Below are 16,548 nucleotides of genomic sequence, written 5' to 3' on the forward strand. Positions count from 1 at the left end.
TATGTGGTCGCCAAGGGTTTTCTTTAACTTCGGCTAAATTGCCATGCTTATGAAAAACTTTACACTGATTTTATTTTTTCTTGCTTGCGCTGGTAGTTTGCTAGCTCAAGATAATAGACAAGTATTAAGGGGCAAGGTGATTTATCGTGGGATAAATGTGCCTAACGAAAACGTAATCAATTCCACTTCGGAAACGGCTACAATTACCAATGAAGATGGGGAGTTTGTGATATTGGTCAAGGAGGGTGACCAATTGGTGTTTACCGCAGTGAATTATCAGCTGGAGGTTGTAACAATCACTCCTGAAATTTTACACAACAATCGCCTTGTAGTTGAGGTGACTGAAAAAGTTACCGAGCTGGAAGGGGTGGTGGTAACTCCAGAAAATCAAGAGAAATTTTTGGAAGTCAAAAACGAGGACTTCAAAGAATTTGAATATGAAATAGACCGATCTACCGAAGTTGAGAATATTGCCGAATCCAGAACCGTAAGGGGAATGCGGGATGGAATCAACTTTGTAAATATTTTCAAAGCTCTGTTCAAGGCCAAAAAACTTGAAGGTGAAACAAGGGAGCCGTTAAAGGTAAGCGAGGTTTTGAGACAGGTCTACGAAGACGAGTTTTTTGTGGTGGATTTGAAATTACCACAAGATAAAATAGATGCTTTTTTGGTCTATTGTGATGACAAAGTTCCCTCGCAGACCTTGTTGCGTAAGGAAAATGAGTTCCAGCTAATAGATTTCTTAGTGACCCATAGTAAAACCTATTTGGCCGAGTTGGATGCGGAGTAAAGCACTACTTTTCCTTTGTATTTTTTTTTCGGTTACCCTTTATGCCCAGCAAACGGGCACCAAGCAGCTTCGAGGAAGGGTATACAGCACCAATGAGGATGTTGTAGGGGTTGTGGTACAGAACCTTACATCCCAAAAGGCAGTGATTACCGATATGGATGGGAATTTTTCCATTCTGGTCGCTCTTCAGGATACGTTGGCATTCTCAGCGGTCCAATTTCAACGCAAGTTCATTGTGGTCAATGATGTGGTCTATAATACAAGCTTTATCTCGGTTCCCTTGGAGGAATTTGTGAACGAGCTGAAAGAAGTTGTGGTGAGACCTTATGATTTATCTGGCGACCTAAACCAGGATTTAGATCAGCTTCAGCTGGAAAAGGACGTTAGTGCAGAAGCTTTGGGATTGCCCAATGCACACGCAAAAATCCCTACCCAGAGCGAACGGAAATTACAGCAGGCTTCTTTTGGGAAATTCAACGTGGGAATGATTTTGACTCCTCCCTTGGATCCAATCATCAATGCCATTACGGGACGAACAAAGATGCTTAAGAATAGGGTCAAAGTAGATAAAACCTATGCCAGAACCCAACGGGTACAGGGTTTTTATGCCGATTCCCTAATTAGCACCAACTTAAAGATTCCCGTAGAAAAACTGGATGATTTCATGTATTTCTGTGAGGTGGATGAGGATTTTCAGCGCACCGTGGACTCCCATGATAAATTGAAGATTTGGGATTTTATGGTTGTAAAGAGTAGGGCGTATCGCAGAAACAACAATTTGGACTAAAGGGTTGGCATGCCGTTTGTACTTTTGTTAATTGAATGCAAGGTTTTAGGAAGGTTTTTTATTTCTAAGTCCTAAAATTCCTTGTAACGAAAAATTGAAAATGTAGTCTGTTACCATATGATAAAGTTGAAAAAAATAGGAAATGCATTGGGCCTTTTGGGCATTTTACTGTTGTTTTCTTTTACCACCGCGCATAAATTCTATCTAAGTGTTACCAATGTGGTTTACTCAGAAGAAAACGCCTCCTTTCAAATTACTACCCGTATCTTCATTGATGACCTGGACGATGTTCTGGAAGAACGATACGGAATCAAGGCAGAATTGGCAACAAAAAATGAGGCCCCAGTAGCAGATACCTATATTGAAAAATACCTCCGTGCAAAATTTGCCATGGCGTTAAATGACGAAATTGTCCCCTACACTTTTTTGGGAAAAGCATATGACAATGATGTCGTAATCTGCTACATGGAGTTGGAAAATGTGGACATTTCCAACTTAAAATCAGTCTCCATCCAGAATGAAGTTCTTACCGACCTTTTTGAAGAACAACAAAATGTGGTCCATGTAAAATGGAAAGGACAGAAAAAAAGTTTTGTGCTGATCAAGGAGAATAATAAAGGAATGTTAAACTTATAACTGCCTTTTAACAGTTCGTTAAAAAAAAGTTATTTTTCACCGTTTTAAAAATCAATAAGAAAATGAACAAAATCAAGTATTGTTTTGCTTCCATGCTGTTTCTTTTTGGTGCAATGGCCTTTGCACAGGAAGAAGGGGAAACCAAAGAGCAAAGGGAGCCTGGTCATGTAAACCAAAGCAAGTTTAAACAGTTGTACGAGGAGTTCTCCACTCCAAACACCTACCGTTCAGCCTCCGGAGCTCCCGGGCCTGATTACTATCAGCAGAGAGCAGACTATGTAATGGACATTGAATTGGACGATAAAAATGCCAAGATTTATGGCGAGGAGACCATTACTTATTTCAACAATTCTCCAGATGATTTGGAGTTCCTATGGGTGCAGCTAGATCAAAATGTACGGGCTAAAGATTCCAAGTCTCCCTTAAGAAATGGAAATGGAGTGAGCTTTGCCTATATGGCAGGGGATTTTGCCCAAACCTATGTTACCGAGCCTTTTGATGGCGGTTTCAATATTGAATTTGTTAAGGATGCCAATGGCAAGCCCTTATCGTATACCATCAACCAAACCATGATGCGTTTGAATATTCCTCAACCGCTGAAGAGTGGGGAGCAGATTTCATTTTCCATCAAGTGGTGGTATAATATCCCTGATCATACTGTAAATAGGGCTCGTTCTGGTTTCGAATACTTTGCGAAAGACGGGAACCGCGCCTATGTTATTGCCCAGTTTTTCCCAAGAATGGCTGTTTATAGCGATGTGGAAGGATGGCAAAACCATCAGTTTTGGGGAAGTGGTGAATTTGCCCTTCCATTTGGTAACTATGAGGTAAACATTACCGTACCGGCCGATCATATTTTGGATGCAACGGGAGTCTTGCAAAACAGGGAGCAGGTATTCTCCAAAGAAATGATGAAGCGTTACAAACAGGCCAAAAAATCGTATGATAAACCTGTCCTTATTGTAACCCAAGAAGAAGCTGAAGCCGCGGAAAAAGGCTTTTCGGATAAGAAAAAGACTTGGAAGTTCAAAGCTACCAACGTTAGAGATTATGGTTTTGCGACCTCAAGAAAATTTGTTTGGGACATGCAGGCCGTAAAAATTGGGGGAAAAGATGTAATGGCTGTTTCCCTATATCCTAAAGAAGGAAACCCGCTTTGGGAAGAGCAATCCACCAAAGCTGTGGTGCAAACCTTGAAAACCTATTCAAAGCATACTTTTGATTATCCATACCACAAGGCAATTTCAGTACATGCCAAAAACCAGGGCATGGAATACCCCATGATTTGCTGGAACTATGGACGTCCCAACGAGGATGGTACGTATTCCGACAGAACCAAGTACGGTATGATCAGTGTGATTATCCACGAGGTGGGTCACAACTTCTTCCCTATGATCGTAAACTCTGATGAGCGCCAGTGGGGATGGATGGACGAGGGTCTGGATACTTTCATGCAATATTTGACCGAGCAGGAATTTGGAAAAAATTATCCAGATGTCATCGCTCCAAATTCCAAATATCCTTCAAGAAGAGGTGAGGCAGCGAAAATTGTACCGTATATGGCGGGTGACCAAAGTCATATTTCACCCATCATGTCCAATCCAGAGAATGTGTATCAGTTGGGGCCAAATGCCTATGGTAAACCGGCTACCGCTTTGAACATTCTTAGGGAAACCGTTATGGGCCCCGAATTGTTCGATCACGCATTCAAAACCTATGCCCAGCGTTGGAAATTTAAGCATCCAACCCCAGAGGATTTCTTTAGAACCATGGAAGATGCGTCTGCTGTGGACTTGGACTGGTACTGGAGGTCTTGGTTCTATACTACCGATTATGTTGATATCGGTGTAAAAGGAGTGAAAAAATACTATGTTTCAGACAAGCCTACCAAACAAATGGAAAAGTATATGGCAGATAGAAATATCACAGAAGCCGATTTGCCTCCATTGGTTTATTTGGCAGAAGAGGATAGTGAAGATTACAACCCCGACCTCAAGGGAAAGGCACCTACAGAGGTTTCCCAGAACTTAAAGGAATTCATGATGGATAACTTGAGTGCTGAGGAAAGGGCCCAGGTCCAGGAGCCCAAGTATTTCTATGAGATTACTTTTGACAAGCCCGGAGGGATTCCAATGCCTTTGATTGTGGAATATACCTACGCCGATGGTACAAAGGAAAACGTGACCTATCCACCGGAAATATGGAGAAAGAACGATGAAGAAGTGAAACGTGTATTATCTTCCCAAAAGGAATTGGTGGGTATTGTGGTTGACCCGAAGGCTGAAACCGCTGATATAGATACCGCCAATAATTCTTGGCCGAAGAAAGAGGAAAAATCCGATTTCGATAAGTTCAAAGAAAACATCAAAGGGTAGTCAAACCCTAGATCAAGTGTTAAAAGCCCTGTGAAATCGCAGGGCTTTTTTTAGTTTCCAAGCAAGTTCTCATTATATTTGTCCTATGCATTTTCTATTCATCAGCGGCGGAGAAATCTTTTTTATCCTTTTTATTGTGGTCATGGTTTTTGGTGCCGACAAAATTCCAGGTATTGCCAAAGGTCTGGGTAAGGGAATGCGACAATTACGGGATGCCACCGACGATATTAAGCGCGAGATCCAAAAGAGCGCTGAAAGTCAAGGCATTGATACCGATTTCACCAAAGACATCCGAAAAGAACTGAACGAAGTAAAGAAAAATGTGGATGAGGTAACCGGAGCTGTCAAAAGAAGCACCAAATAACCCATGTTGGACCAGCTCCTACAATGGGATCAGGACTTTTTCATTTATCTTAACGGGCTTGGTGTCGAATTTTGGGATCCTTTTTGGTCGGCGGTGACCAAGATTTCAGTTTGGACGCCCTTATTCCTTTTATTTCTAGTGCTGTTTTTGCTTAAGTTTCCTAAAAGACAGGCTTTTTCCAGAATTACGGCGGTTGTCTCGCTGGCATTTTTCATCACCTTAATTACCCATTGGACCAAAATTGGTTTTAAAAGACTACGCCCCTGTGACGATGCAGAAATAAATTCCTTTATCCGTATTTTGGATACCCCTTCGGGCTATAGTTTTTTTTCGGGCCATGCCTCCAGCTCCTTTGCCATTGCCCTTCTGGTCTACCTGCTACTTAGAAACAAGATAAAATGGGCAGGTTTGTTTTTTATTTGGCCCTTGCTGTTCACCGCCAGTCGTATTTATGTTGGGGTGCACTATCCTTTGGATGTTTTGGTTGGAGCAGTGGTTGGAGTGCTTTCGGGATTGCTTTTCCATCGGTTGCACCAAGCTATAGCACCCGGCACATCGTAAGCCCATCGCGTATGGGGAGCAAAACGGTTTCAACTCTTGGGTCTTGTTTTAATTTCTGGTTATAGGCCAACAAGGAAGCCGTAGCCTTATCCGAAGGAATCAAAGGTTCCACTACTTTACCGGACCAGAGCACATTATCGCTTAAAATGATACTCCCAGGCTTGGTTTTTTCAATGACGGCCTCAAAAAAAGCATCATACTGGACTTTTTGGGCGTCGATGAACACCAAATCAAATTGATGATCCAATTGGGGAACAATGTCTAGGGCATCTCCAATATGTTGCTTGATCTGTGCTCCAAAACCACTTTTATCAAAGTACTTGCGCTGCATGCCGTGCAATTCCTCATTCACTTCAATGGTGTGCAACTCGCCTGACTTTTGAAGTCCCTCGGCCAAACAAATGGCAGAATACCCTGTATAGGTCCCTATTTCCAATATAAATTTGGGTGAAATAATTTTGGAGAGCATGCTCAGTACCCTTCCTTGAAAGTGACCCGTGATCATTCGTGGTTGAATAACCTTTAGGTGGGTCTCACGGGTGAGCTCGGTTAAAATTGCTGGTTCCGACTCCGAGTTTTCAACAATATAGTTTTCCAATAAAGGAGATAAAAAATGCATGCGTAAATTTTCGCAAAAATAGAGAAAAGAAGTACATTGGATATACCATTTATCTCGAACTAGAACATATGGTTTCATCCAATTTTACAACCAGAAATGCCAGAATGGAGGATTTGCCCATTCTGTTGGATTTTGAGCAACAATTGATCAAGGCAGAAAGACCTTTTGATATCACCATTAGGGAGGATCCCGTTAGCTATTATGATATCAAGGCTATGATTGATAATGATGACGCCTGTGTTCTGGTGATTGAACATGAGGGAAAAATTGTGGCCTCTGGGTATGCCATTACCAAAAGAGCAAGACATTATCTGGATCATGAGTTCTATGCTTACTTGGGCTTTATGTATACCCACCCCAATTTTAGGGGGAAAGGACTGAATGCAAGAATAATCGAATCGCTCAAGCAATGGGCCGATTCCAAAGGACTTGCTGAAATGCGCTTGACGGTTTACGAGGATAACATTCCAGCAGTAAAAGCCTATGAAAAAGTAGGCTTCAAAAAACACATTAGTGAAATGCGACTGGAATAAAACTAGAGAAAACGATATTTAATTTCCATATTTAACCCAAACAAAACGTATGAGTTTTCAGCATTCCCTGGAATTTGCACAACAGTTGGACACCCAAGACCCCCTGGCCAAGTATAGGGAGGAGTTCCACTATCCCCAGCACAATGGAAAGGATGTAATCTATTTTACGGGCAATTCTTTGGGACTTCAGCCTAAACGTAGCCAGAAGTTTGTGGATGATGTCATGAAAGACTGGAGGGAAATGGCGGTGGAGGGGCATTTTTATGCTGAAAAACCATGGTGGGACTATCATGAGCGCTTGGCGGAAGGCTTGTCCAAAATTGTTGGGGCCAAAAAAGAGGAGGTTTCCGTAATGAACACTCTTACGGTGAATCTGCACCTGTTAATGGTGTCCTTCTATAGACCCACAGGCAAAAGGATAAAGATTTTGTGTGAGGAAAAGGCGTTTCCATCCGATCAATACATGCTACAGAGTCAAGCTAGGTATCATGGTTTTAAACCTGAAGATGTGATTGTGGAGGTTAAAAAAAGGGATGGTGAACATTTTTGGAGAACGGAGGACATTCTTGATAAGATCAATGAGGTAGGAGAGGAGCTGGCTTTGGTCTTAATGGGAGGGGTCAATTATTACAATGGCCAGGTACTGGACATGGAAGCAATTACCAAAACCGGAAAAGCTGTTGGGGCAAAAGTAGGTTGGGATTTGGCCCATGGCGTAGGAAACGTTAAGCTTAACCTGCATGATTGGGGTGCAGATTTTGCGGCTTGGTGCAGTTATAAATATATGAACAGCGGCCCTGGGAATGCTTCTGGAATCTATGTGAATGAAGACTATCTGGGACAAAAGGATATACTGCGTTTTGAAGGTTGGTGGGGCACCAAAAAGGAAACCCGCTTTTTGATGCAACCGGAATTTGACCCGATAGATACGGCAGATGCCTGGCAGTTAAGTAATCCTCCCATTCTTTCCGTAGCACCCTATTTGGCTTCGCTGGAGTTGTTTGATGAGGTGGGAATGGATGCTTTGGTGCAAAAACAAAAGAAAATAGTGGCCTTTCTGGAATTTGTTCTAAAAGAAATAGATAAAGAGGTGGAAAGTACCTTTGAAATCATTACTCCGGAAGATAGAGGATGTCAACTTTCCGTTTTTCTACATGGAGAAGGGCGCCCCCTATTTGATTATCTGATGAACAATGGGGTCATCACGGATTGGAGAGAACCCAATGTGATCCGATTGGCTCCCGCTCCTTTGTATTGCTCGTACGCTGACATGTACAATTTTGGACAAATATTAAAGGAAGGGATTTTAAGTAAGTGAGGTAGAGTACCTTCGCTTTACGTATACGGAAGGCGATAGGCCCTGATATCTCCTAAATTGCTTACTAAAGTAAGAGGGATCCGTGAACCCGCATTGGTACATGACCTCGGCAATGGTTGAATTGTCCTCATTGAAAAGTTCCACCGCTTTGGTTATCCGATACTCATTGACAAAATCCAGAAACCGTCTTTGGGTCATTTTTCTAAAAAAACGGCTAAAGGAATTGGGAGTGAAACCCAGTTGTGCTGATATTTCAGGCACGGAGATTTCTTTATGATAGCTGGTGTTTACATATTCAAAGACGTGTTCCAACCGCTTAATTTCATCACTTTTAAACTCGTTGATTGAAAATGTGTCCAACAGGGTTTTATAGCTTTTTTCCTTGGACAGATCACTTAGGATGGACAACAGATTGATTAATCTACTTTGATTGTCTTGATAGGCAAAGGCTTCAAATTTGGATTGTAATTCATCCTTGCACTGCTGGCTGAAGACAAGTACATGACCGGATTTTTCAATTAGCCTTTTGATACTATCAAATTCTGGGAATACTTTGATTTTTTCATCCAAAAACTCCTTTCTAAACTGGATGACCACCTCTATGTTATCTTCATTATCCTTGTTGCCAAAGTCTGCATGGGGAATGTTCCCTGCCAAAAACACCAGCGTTCCATGGGTATAATGGCTTTTGTTGGAACCAATATGCAAACAACCCGTTCCATTTTTCACATAGACCAATTCGTATTCCGGATGCACATGCCAACCCGCAGACTCGCAATAACTGGAATTGTTATACGTAGCTACCTTTAAGGAAGTGTTGTGGGAGACATTAATGGATTCCAACATGGGTTTCATGCTGTAAAACTACCAATAAAAACCTATTTGCATCCAGTTTGGGAATAAAACAGACAAGTATTGGAATGTTTTCAGCTATAAAGTTCCGCTGGGGTTCGGTTATTTTGCCATATGAAATCACTTCAACTCATTTTTTCCAATCCCCGATACTTTGCACCAGCTTGGGTTTTTACCACCCTTAACATTTGGTTCGGTACCTGGGCCATTTATATCCCAACGGTAAAAGAAAAATTGGACATTAACAAAGCCGATTTAGGGATTGCCCTGTTTTGTTTGTCATTGGGAGTTTTTGCCATTTTTCCCTTAGCACCCAAAATCATCAATAAACTTGGCGTGGGAAAAGCAACCTGGGTAGGAGTATTGTTAGGTAGCCTAACAGCCCTATTTCCATTATTGGCGCCCAATTACATTACATTGGCGGTAACCCTCTTTCTTTTTGGGGCAGCCAATGGACTTACAGATATTGCCATGAATACCCTGGTAACTGAGATTGAAAAGGAGGATAAGCAGAATTTTATGTCTGCGGCCCATGGATTTTTTAGCTTGGGGGGTGTTGTTGTGGGCGTGGGCAGTTTTTTAATTCCCATCATAGGAAACCCGGCACTGCATATGGGTATAACCGTTGGTGTTGCGTTTTTGATCAATTTGTTCTTTTTCCGCCATTATATAAACATTAAGGCAGCCCCACAGGAAAATGAGGCCTTCAATTTGAAGCTGTTCAAGCCGCTGCTTTTATTAGGACTGATCAGCTTTGTAGCTTTTGGTAGTGAAGGCGCCATTGTGGACTGGAGCGGACTTTATTTAAAAGAGATAACGCTGGCTCCAGAAGCACTAATCGGCTCTGGATTTCTGGCCTTTTCCATCGCTATGACCCTAGGAAGGTTTTTGGGGGATGGCATTAGTGCTCGGATTGGTTCCATTAAAATTGTGGTGTTGGGAGCTTCGGTGGCGCTTTTAGGGTATCTGTTGGTGCTTTCAGAACACACCCTTTTGGCCATTGTGGGCTTTGCCTTGAACGGTCTTGGGTTTTCCGTTATAGTCCCTGAGCTTTTCAGAATTGGGGGTAACGTAAAGGGGGTGGAATCGGCACAAGGAGTTTCCTTTATTGCAGGTACCGGATACTCAGGGTTTTTAATGGGGCCTGTTGTTTTGGGCTTTGTGGCGGAAAGCACTTCCCTCACCCACAGCTTCTATGGCCTTTTGGGCTGTATTCTGCTGGTTTTGGGAACCAGCTTGTTCCTTCAGAAAAAGAGAGCCTAGAAGTTCCGGAATTACTCTTTGATCACAGATAGGTTGGTAAAATTCAAGCTGAATTCTTCTACTGATTTTCTATGATCTTGGGCTAGTTTCAGTCCTTCCATAGTCACATAATCTTCCCAAGTGGTGGTCATGGAAGGTTCTGCTTGATTGGCCTTTCTAAATACCCATTCACGCAGTACAAAGTCGTCCTTAAAATAGAAATCATAGGCATCTCCGGGGGTATACCCACCTTCGTTGCCATATACTATGGTCAACTTCTGCATGGATTCCCCACTAATTGGTGCCTTCTGCCCTTTTTTGTGTTCCGGAGTATAGTTGTTGGCATCCCAAATTAGATTGAACGGCGCCAAAATCCAGAATCTGTCATTGATAAAACCAGCATTTCGTTCAAGGGCAACGCTATCCATGGATTTTCGATTGTAAACTAAAGTGTCCGAGGAAATTGAAGTGACCTGGTTGGTTTTAGGCTCCCAGACCCAGGTACGTTCAAAATGGGTGGTATCCCTGTCCACATTAAATGTAAATGTGATTTCCTTCACGGATTTCCACGCATCGTACCCATGTGCTTGGGCTATTTTTTCCGTAATGGACAGTTCTTTTTCAGGAGTGGGCTCAGCTTTGGGTTCATTTTTACAAGCGGAAATCAATGTAAAGCTGAGCAAGGCTAAAAAGAAGTAGTATTTCATCTGCTAATTTTCCATAAATATAAGGTCAATTTCATTTATCTTGGTGAGATATTCCCTAAAAGGGAAAACTTCATAAAAAGAACCCGAACAAACCTCGTCCAGTGACTTTTATCAGAAGATTGTTTCTAACTCTTATACATTACATTGATAAGAATTCATTGGAAACAGATGACCCATATGCCCATCTGACGGATGAGGAGCTGGTGAAGAAAATTGTTGCCAACAACAATCCGTTGCTCTTTGGTAAGTTGTATGACCGGTACGCAAAAATGGTCTATAACAAATGCTACGGATTTGCCAGATCGGAAGATGAGGCGGAAGATTTGACCCAGGATGTGTTCCTGCAGCTGTTCATAAAACTGAAGATGTTCAAAGGGAAATCCAAGTTTTCCACTTGGTTGTACTCCTTTACCTATAATTTCTGCGTGAACTATGTGAACAGGAACAAGCAACGAAAGATGAGTGATAAATCAGTGCCTGTGGAAGACTCGGAATACAAATTGACAGCGGAAATACCCGATGACAGCCTTTTTGAAATGAAGACCAAGAAATTGAAAAAAGCCTTGGAATTGGTTTCGCCAGAGGATAAGTCCATTTTATTGCTGAAATATCAGGATGGAGCCTCCATAAAAGACCTTGTAAACCTTATGGAAATAGGGGAGAGTGCCGTAAAAATGCGGTTAAAAAGAGCAAAAGAAAAATTAATGGAAATCTATAAAACCTTGTAACATGGCAAAGAAAATTAGAAATCCGTTTAAGGAATTGGAAGCTTCGTTACGGGAAGTTCCACCAGGCATGAAGAAAAAGGTAATGAACGATATAGCTGCTGCCAAATTGATAATGGATATGGCTTCGTTATTCTCGTTCAATGTGGGATCCGCCTTGCGAAAGCTTTTTAAAACCCCAGGAAATAATTGATAACTGCACTATAAAACTAAAGATATGGAAACACTAAACGAATGGAAGAACCTGACCTTTGATTCCCTGGCTGCAATGGGCAGGGATGTGGCATTGGCCCTCCCCAAGATCATTGGGGCACTGATCATATTACTGATTGGTTGGATTGTAACCAGAATCATACTCTTTGTCCTGGGCAAAATATTGAAGCTGGCCAAAGTGAATGTGTTGAGCGATAAGATCAACGATATGGAATTGTTTGGCAAAGGGGATTTTAAGATTGATATCCTAAAAATAATCCTTGGCTTTGTGAAATGGGTGTTGTTATTGGTTTTCTTGATTGTGGCCGCGGATATTTTGAGTTGGGAGATCATCTCTACCGAAATTGGCAATCTGTTACGCTATTTGCCAAGATTGTTCAGCGCACTGGCCCTGATGATGATCGGACTCTATATTGGGAATTTTATCAAGAAAACGGTCAAAAAAATCTTTGATTCCCTTGAGTTTGGGGGCTCCAACTTGGTGAGCAATCTGTTGTTTTACATTATCGTGATATTTATTTCCATTACGGCCTTGAACCAAGCGGGAATAGATACCACGATTATCACTAACAATGTGACCATGATCTTGGGCGCATTTCTATTGGCTTTTGCGATTGGTTTGGGCTTGGGGTCGCGCGATGTGATCACAGATTTATTGCGTTCCTTTTACACCCGTAGGACCTTTGCTGTGGGCGACAAACTGGTAATTGGCAAACATTCAGGTACGGTAGAAGCTATTGAAAATAACAGCTTGACTTTGGTTACGAAAGACGGAAAATTTGTGATCCCTATCAAGGATGTGGTGAAGAGTAAGGTGGAGGTAAAGTCGTGAGGCACCCCCTCCGGTTCCAACGTAGTTGGAACCACCTCCCCTTTGCGAAGGGAGGAGCCCCTTGGTTAACCCTGCACATGCTCCTCCCCCCAAGCTAGGGGAGGTGTCCGAAGGACGGAGGGGTTATATAAAACAAAAAAGCCGCCCAGAATTACTTCTTGGGCGGCTTCCTTTTTTGGTTGGCCTTGGGTGTTATGGTTACTCATTTTGTGGGTCAAATTCCCAGATGTCGTTATAGTATTCATCGATATTTTCATCTTCTGAACTGTAATACCCCAAACCTATATAAGCTTTTCCGTTGTATGAGATAGCACTTGCTCTAATTCTTCCATACTCGGCAGCAAAATCCACTTTTTTTGCCCATTTATTGGTAGAGGGATTGTATTCCCAGATGTCTTTATAATATTCCTCATAGTTGTCTCCTCCATATCCCAGTGCAATGTAACCTTTGTCCCCAATTGAAAAACCAACAGCTGAAGATCTTGGTCCGCCAGGAAAATCTGCTAATTTTTTCCAAGAATCTTGTTCTGCATCGTATTCCCAAAAATCATTAAAAAATTCTCCATCTTTTTCACCGGTTCCTATATATCCTTTGTTTCCAATGGAGAAACCTACTGCTGATTCCCTTCCAACTTCATCTGGTCCGTCTAGAGTAACCCAACTATCTGTACCAGGGTCGTATTCCATTAAATTGGAATATTCTGCGTTTCCATTTCTGCCACCATAGACGTAGCCCTTTCCATCAATTACAAAGGCTACTGAATTTGACCTCCATGCATCGCCTATATTTGCTCGTTGATACCAGATATTCAAAGCAGGATCATACATCCACAGGTCATAGACTTGGATTCCACCGGCATAGTAGAATTGATCATCAATTATGAAACTTGCCCCAGCAGTTCTTGCGCCCTCTGGAAACATCTCAGCTTCAAACGAATTTCCGCTGTCCAAACTATATGACCAAAGATCATCCCTATGTCCTCCTAAGCTATGATTTGTTCCCATAGCAATAAAAAGACTTTGGTTGCGTGCATACATAGCCGCACCGTACCTGGCTGGTCCTCCAAAATCTTCAAGTTGCGTCCATCTACCAGATAACAAGGTAAAATCATCTTCACTGACTATCGTTTCACCGTCCAGATAAATACTGATCGGGCCAGTTACTAAGGAGCCGGGCACAACCACAACCAGTTCGGTGTCAGATACACTTATCACATCTGGATTAGCCCCATTTCCACTAAATCTTACATTATAGTCGTCAGAATCATAATTTGCATCTAGACCAATACCGGTTATGGTTACTTCCGTGCCAGGCCCACCTTCCATGGGCGTAAAACTTAGGATTTTTGGGGAAGGGTCGTTCACCACAAACTCATTTTCACTGGTGGCGGTTTGGTTGTTTACGGTGACGGTAATCTTGGCGGTTTCCGCCCCATCTGGAACGGTAACATCCAGTTTGGTGGCTGTTGCGTTCGTAACCTCGGCATCCACATTACCAAACTTCACCAGATTTTCACTTAGCGTAGTACTAAAGTTTGCTCCAATGATGTCCACATCATCACCTACTTCACCTTCATAAGGATCAACGTCGGTAATCTCTGGTGGGTCTGCGGAAGGGTTGTCGGGTATTTTTGGGTCATCATCATCTCCGCCGCAAGCTAAAACAAGCACAAGACAAAATAGTGAGGTTACATAAAAAAGGGTATTCTTTCCCATAACTCAAATTTTTAAAGGTTAAAACCCAAAGAAACGTGAATACGTTATGGATTGGGTCTCCCAATTGACGGATGGCCGTTTTGAATTGACGGATGCGACCCAACCCCTCCGGCACAATGTAATTGAGCCACCTCCCCTCTACGAAGGGAGGAGCTATATATTTAACTCCAAATTACGCTCCTCACCTTGGAAAGGGGAGGTGATTCAATGCAAAGCATTGAATCGGAGGGGTTATATAAAACAAAAAGCCGCCCAGAATTACTTCTTGGGCGGCTTTTTAAAAGAATCCCTCTACTATTTATTTTGATTTTGCCAAATAGTTATTGTTGAGTTGAACCACCGGAAATTCGGTTCTACGGTTCAATTCCAGTTGTTCTTGATCACAGTCTTCCAAACCGTTGCAATCGTTGATCAATTTTCGTTTTCCATATCCTTTATAAGAGATAATACGGTGTCTTGGTATACCGTGGGCAATGAGATACTCGTAGGTAGATTTTGCCCTCCGTTCAGATAGTTTGTCATTGTAATTGTGGCTTCCCACGGGATCGGTATGCGATTCCAATCGGATAACCATTTCAGGGTAGGTTTCCGACATGAGTTTCACCACCTTGTCCAGTTCCCTGGCGGCATCGGGCCTAATATTACTTTTATTAAAGTCAAAATAGATTTTATTGAGTCCAGCCAAAACCTTTACATCCATTACAGGTTCCAGTTCAATATTCTGAACAACCGTTTTAGTAACCCGCTGTACCGTTTGTGTGCTAAAATACACGTGCTTATGGGGGTGGGTTTTCCGAACCGCTTCAATCAAGTAATTTTGTCCACGATTCACAAACATTTCGTATTTACCTTGATCGTTGGTCATGGTTTTCTGAACCAACTCCCCCGTATTTTGATCAAACAAGGAGATGGTAACACTGTCCAAAGGCTGAAGATTGATGGCATCCGTGACAGTTCCCTCAAGCATCAAGGAAGGAATGAACTTAAATCGATAGATGTCATCACTTCCTTTGCCCCCTTTACGGTTGGAACTAACATATCCATCCACACCGTTATCTAGGGCATAATAACCAAAATCGTCTTTTTCACTATTTAGGGGCTTTCCTAAATTGATCACATCTTTGATGTTTCCTTCCTCATCCGAAATAGCGGCAAAGACATCCAATTGTCCAAAGCCTACATGTCCATCGGAAGAGAAGAACAGCTGCCCTTCATTGTTGATGTACGGAAACATTTCGTTCCCAGGAGTATTGATTATGGGGCCAGCGTTTACTGGGAGTCCCACACCGCCCCTAGGGTGTATTTTACAGTAATAAATGTCAGTACCCCCATAGCCACCGGGTCTGTCGGAAGCAAAGTACAACAGCGTTCTATCAGTATTTACCGTCGGGTGACCGGTAGAGTAGTGGTCGGCATTGGTCTTAAGGTTTCGGGTAACCTTCCAGATACCATCCACTTTTTCCCCTTTATAAATTTTTAGGTTGTTTAGTTTTTCTACGTTCTTGTCTTCCTTTTTCTTGGTGAAAAAGCTCTCTTTATTTTGGAAGTAGCTGTTTCGTGTAAAGTAGACAATGGTATCGTTTTTGTAATCGGTGGAAAAAACCAAGGAACTTTCATGGAACTTGGAGTTGATCTCGCCTTGAAACTTTCTGGGAACATCCATGGTACTTCCTTCGGTAACATGGAAAATATCCAACCAAGATTCGTTGTTCCATCCGTAAATATCTTCAGAAGCAACCTCTTTTCTACTGGAGCTGAAATACAACTGCCCATCATGGACAAAGGCGCCAAATTCGCTGTATCGCGTATTGAAATGTACAGGCTCCACTTCGTATCGTTCCCTACTGTTGAAGACCACCGAAGCCAAGTTGCCATCCTTTAAAAACTGCTTGACACGTGCATCGTTTTTATGGAATTTTCTATAGCGTTTGAGCCACTTAACCGCCTCTTTCTCCTGACCAGAACTTTTTAGGGCCATGGCATACTTAAAGTAATAGTTGGTTGGGGTCTCGGGCTCGTTGATAAACCTTTTGAAATAGGGCAATGCCTTTTCAAAATCCCGAAGCATCAAATAACACTCGGCCAGCCGCTGATAGGCATGCACAGCGTTTTTTCCGGTGACCATTTTTTCGTACTCTGGAATGGCCTTTGCGTAAGCAAATTTATAGAACAATTGGTCCGCCCTCTTTTGGACTGTGGATTGTGCGGTCATGGTAACCACTCCAAAAAAGGCAATGAATAAAATTGATATGAGGTTGTGGCGCTTCATTGGAATTGA

The 16,548-nt window shown here is 42.3% G+C and carries 18 protein-coding genes; 13 read left to right on the plus strand and 5 right to left on the minus strand.

Features of this window, described 5'->3' with window-relative positions:
- Window positions 1-49: 49 nt before the first annotated feature.
- From ACO6S0_RS02450 to ACO6S0_RS02475, 6 genes are all read left to right on the plus strand, one after another.
- Entirely contained in the window at window positions 50-790 is a 741-nt protein-coding gene (locus ACO6S0_RS02450; protein WP_420398901.1) for a hypothetical protein, read from the plus strand.
- Window positions 780-1,577, plus strand: coding sequence for a hypothetical protein (locus tag ACO6S0_RS02455; protein ID WP_422350453.1), 798 nt, complete (start codon window positions 780-782; stop codon window positions 1,575-1,577). Before ACO6S0_RS02450 ends, ACO6S0_RS02455 begins: the two co-directional genes overlap by 11 nt.
- A gap of 117 nt (window positions 1,578-1,694) precedes the next feature.
- A complete protein-coding gene (locus tag ACO6S0_RS02460; protein ID WP_422350454.1) occupies window positions 1,695-2,213 on the plus strand; it encodes a DUF6702 family protein in 519 nt (172 codons plus the stop codon).
- Between the two features lie 62 nt (window positions 2,214-2,275).
- A complete protein-coding gene (locus ACO6S0_RS02465) occupies window positions 2,276-4,588 on the plus strand; it encodes a M1 family metallopeptidase (RefSeq protein ID WP_422350455.1) in 2,313 nt (770 codons plus the stop codon).
- A gap of 85 nt (window positions 4,589-4,673) precedes the next feature.
- Window positions 4,674-4,952: a Sec-independent protein translocase subunit TatA/TatB gene (locus ACO6S0_RS02470; RefSeq protein ID WP_422350456.1), complete on the plus strand. Its 279-nt coding sequence runs from the start codon at window positions 4,674-4,676 to the stop codon at window positions 4,950-4,952.
- A gap of 3 nt (window positions 4,953-4,955) precedes the next feature.
- Window positions 4,956-5,513 carry a phosphatase PAP2 family protein gene (locus ACO6S0_RS02475; protein WP_422350457.1) on the plus strand — a complete coding sequence of 186 codons (558 nt, stop codon included), beginning with the start codon at window positions 4,956-4,958 and terminating at the stop codon, window positions 5,511-5,513.
- Here the strand turns inward: ACO6S0_RS02475 and ACO6S0_RS02480 are convergent.
- Window positions 5,491-6,132 carry an O-methyltransferase gene (locus ACO6S0_RS02480; protein WP_422350458.1) on the minus strand — a complete coding sequence of 214 codons (642 nt, stop codon included), beginning with the start codon at window positions 6,130-6,132 and terminating at the stop codon, window positions 5,491-5,493. The genes ACO6S0_RS02475 and ACO6S0_RS02480 overlap by 23 nt on opposite strands.
- Before the next feature lie 68 nt (window positions 6,133-6,200).
- Here ACO6S0_RS02480 and ACO6S0_RS02485 point away from each other — a divergent pair, with 68 nt between their 5' ends.
- Together ACO6S0_RS02485 and kynU are read left to right on the plus strand one after the other, a co-directional pair.
- A complete protein-coding gene (locus tag ACO6S0_RS02485) occupies window positions 6,201-6,665 on the plus strand; it encodes a GNAT family N-acetyltransferase (protein ID WP_422350459.1) in 465 nt (154 codons plus the stop codon).
- 49 nt (window positions 6,666-6,714) lie between these two features.
- Window positions 6,715-7,983 (plus strand): kynureninase, encoded by a 1,269-nt coding sequence (kynU, locus tag ACO6S0_RS02490; protein WP_422350460.1) that lies wholly within the window; start codon window positions 6,715-6,717, stop codon window positions 7,981-7,983.
- Here kynU and ACO6S0_RS02495 read toward each other — a convergent pair.
- A complete protein-coding gene (locus ACO6S0_RS02495; RefSeq protein ID WP_422350461.1) occupies window positions 7,972-8,838 on the minus strand; it encodes a helix-turn-helix domain-containing protein in 867 nt (288 codons plus the stop codon). The genes kynU and ACO6S0_RS02495 overlap by 12 nt on opposite strands.
- A 111-nt stretch (window positions 8,839-8,949) precedes the next feature.
- Between ACO6S0_RS02495 and ACO6S0_RS02500 the strand changes: the two genes are divergently transcribed.
- A complete protein-coding gene (locus ACO6S0_RS02500) occupies window positions 8,950-10,098 on the plus strand; it encodes an MFS transporter (RefSeq protein WP_422350462.1) in 1,149 nt (382 codons plus the stop codon).
- Window positions 10,099-10,109: 11 nt separating this feature from the next.
- Here ACO6S0_RS02500 and ACO6S0_RS02505 read toward each other — a convergent pair whose 3' ends face one another.
- Window positions 10,110-10,784, minus strand: a complete 675-nt coding sequence (locus ACO6S0_RS02505; RefSeq protein WP_422350463.1) for a hypothetical protein — start codon at window positions 10,782-10,784, stop codon at window positions 10,110-10,112.
- A 101-nt stretch (window positions 10,785-10,885) separates the two neighbouring features.
- On the opposite strand from ACO6S0_RS02505, the gene ACO6S0_RS02510 reads away from it, so the two are divergent.
- From ACO6S0_RS02510 to ACO6S0_RS02520, 3 genes are read left to right on the plus strand one after another with little or no spacing between them, the layout of a single operon-like run.
- A complete protein-coding gene (locus tag ACO6S0_RS02510) occupies window positions 10,886-11,512 on the plus strand; it encodes an RNA polymerase sigma factor (RefSeq protein ID WP_422350464.1) in 627 nt (208 codons plus the stop codon).
- A gap of 1 nt (window position 11,513) precedes the next feature.
- On the plus strand, window positions 11,514-11,702 hold the full coding sequence (locus tag ACO6S0_RS02515) for a hypothetical protein (RefSeq protein WP_422350465.1): 189 nt from the start codon (window positions 11,514-11,516) through the stop codon (window positions 11,700-11,702).
- A 24-nt stretch (window positions 11,703-11,726) separates the two neighbouring features.
- The gene (locus tag ACO6S0_RS02520) at window positions 11,727-12,554 is read left to right on the plus strand and encodes a mechanosensitive ion channel family protein (protein WP_422350466.1); all 828 of its coding nucleotides are present in this window, start codon (window positions 11,727-11,729) and stop codon (window positions 12,552-12,554) included.
- 198 nt (window positions 12,555-12,752) lie between these two features.
- Here the strand turns inward: ACO6S0_RS02520 and ACO6S0_RS02525 are convergent, their stop codons facing one another.
- Window positions 12,753-14,270, minus strand: a complete 1,518-nt coding sequence (locus tag ACO6S0_RS02525) for a Kelch repeat-containing protein (protein ID WP_422350467.1) — start codon at window positions 14,268-14,270, stop codon at window positions 12,753-12,755.
- Window positions 14,271-14,316: 46 nt separating this feature from the next.
- On the opposite strand from ACO6S0_RS02525, the gene ACO6S0_RS02530 reads away from it, so the two are divergent.
- On the plus strand, window positions 14,317-14,577 hold the full coding sequence (locus ACO6S0_RS02530) for a hypothetical protein (protein WP_422350468.1): 261 nt from the start codon (window positions 14,317-14,319) through the stop codon (window positions 14,575-14,577).
- Here ACO6S0_RS02530 and ACO6S0_RS02535 read toward each other — a convergent pair.
- Window positions 14,569-16,539: an OmpA family protein gene (locus ACO6S0_RS02535; RefSeq protein WP_422350469.1), complete on the minus strand. Its 1,971-nt coding sequence runs from the start codon at window positions 16,537-16,539 to the stop codon at window positions 14,569-14,571. The two genes, ACO6S0_RS02530 and ACO6S0_RS02535, sit on opposite strands and share 9 nt — an antisense overlap.
- Window positions 16,540-16,548 lie beyond the last annotated feature (9 nt).

This window comes from Flagellimonas sp. (assembly GCF_965233845.1).
Classification (GTDB): domain Bacteria; phylum Bacteroidota; class Bacteroidia; order Flavobacteriales; family Flavobacteriaceae; genus Flagellimonas.

Excerpts from the sequence above, each read along its gene's own strand:
- ACO6S0_RS02450 (WP_420398901.1), top strand. The coding sequence starts at position 50 with ATGAAAAACTTTACACTGATTTTATTTTTTCTTGCTTGCGCTGGTAGT.
- ACO6S0_RS02455 (WP_422350453.1), top strand. The coding sequence starts at position 780 with ATGCGGAGTAAAGCACTACTTTTCCTTTGTATTTTTTTTTCGGTTACC.
- ACO6S0_RS02460 (WP_422350454.1), top strand. The coding sequence starts at position 1,695 with ATGATAAAGTTGAAAAAAATAGGAAATGCATTGGGCCTTTTGGGCATT.
- ACO6S0_RS02465 (WP_422350455.1), top strand. The coding sequence starts at position 2,276 with ATGAACAAAATCAAGTATTGTTTTGCTTCCATGCTGTTTCTTTTTGGT.
- ACO6S0_RS02470 (WP_422350456.1), top strand. The coding sequence starts at position 4,674 with ATGCATTTTCTATTCATCAGCGGCGGAGAAATCTTTTTTATCCTTTTT.
- ACO6S0_RS02475 (WP_422350457.1), top strand. The coding sequence starts at position 4,956 with ATGTTGGACCAGCTCCTACAATGGGATCAGGACTTTTTCATTTATCTT.
- ACO6S0_RS02480 (WP_422350458.1), bottom strand. The coding sequence starts at position 6,132 with ATGCATTTTTTATCTCCTTTATTGGAAAACTATATTGTTGAAAACTCG.
- ACO6S0_RS02485 (WP_422350459.1), top strand. The coding sequence starts at position 6,201 with ATGGTTTCATCCAATTTTACAACCAGAAATGCCAGAATGGAGGATTTG.
- kynU (WP_422350460.1), top strand. The coding sequence starts at position 6,715 with ATGAGTTTTCAGCATTCCCTGGAATTTGCACAACAGTTGGACACCCAA.
- ACO6S0_RS02495 (WP_422350461.1), bottom strand. The coding sequence starts at position 8,838 with ATGAAACCCATGTTGGAATCCATTAATGTCTCCCACAACACTTCCTTA.
- ACO6S0_RS02500 (WP_422350462.1), top strand. The coding sequence starts at position 8,950 with ATGAAATCACTTCAACTCATTTTTTCCAATCCCCGATACTTTGCACCA.
- ACO6S0_RS02505 (WP_422350463.1), bottom strand. The coding sequence starts at position 10,784 with ATGAAATACTACTTCTTTTTAGCCTTGCTCAGCTTTACATTGATTTCC.
- ACO6S0_RS02515 (WP_422350465.1), top strand. The coding sequence starts at position 11,514 with ATGGCAAAGAAAATTAGAAATCCGTTTAAGGAATTGGAAGCTTCGTTA.
- ACO6S0_RS02520 (WP_422350466.1), top strand. The coding sequence starts at position 11,727 with ATGGAAACACTAAACGAATGGAAGAACCTGACCTTTGATTCCCTGGCT.
- ACO6S0_RS02525 (WP_422350467.1), bottom strand. The coding sequence starts at position 14,270 with ATGGGAAAGAATACCCTTTTTTATGTAACCTCACTATTTTGTCTTGTG.
- ACO6S0_RS02530 (WP_422350468.1), top strand. The coding sequence starts at position 14,317 with ATGGATTGGGTCTCCCAATTGACGGATGGCCGTTTTGAATTGACGGAT.
- ACO6S0_RS02535 (WP_422350469.1), bottom strand. The coding sequence starts at position 16,539 with ATGAAGCGCCACAACCTCATATCAATTTTATTCATTGCCTTTTTTGGA.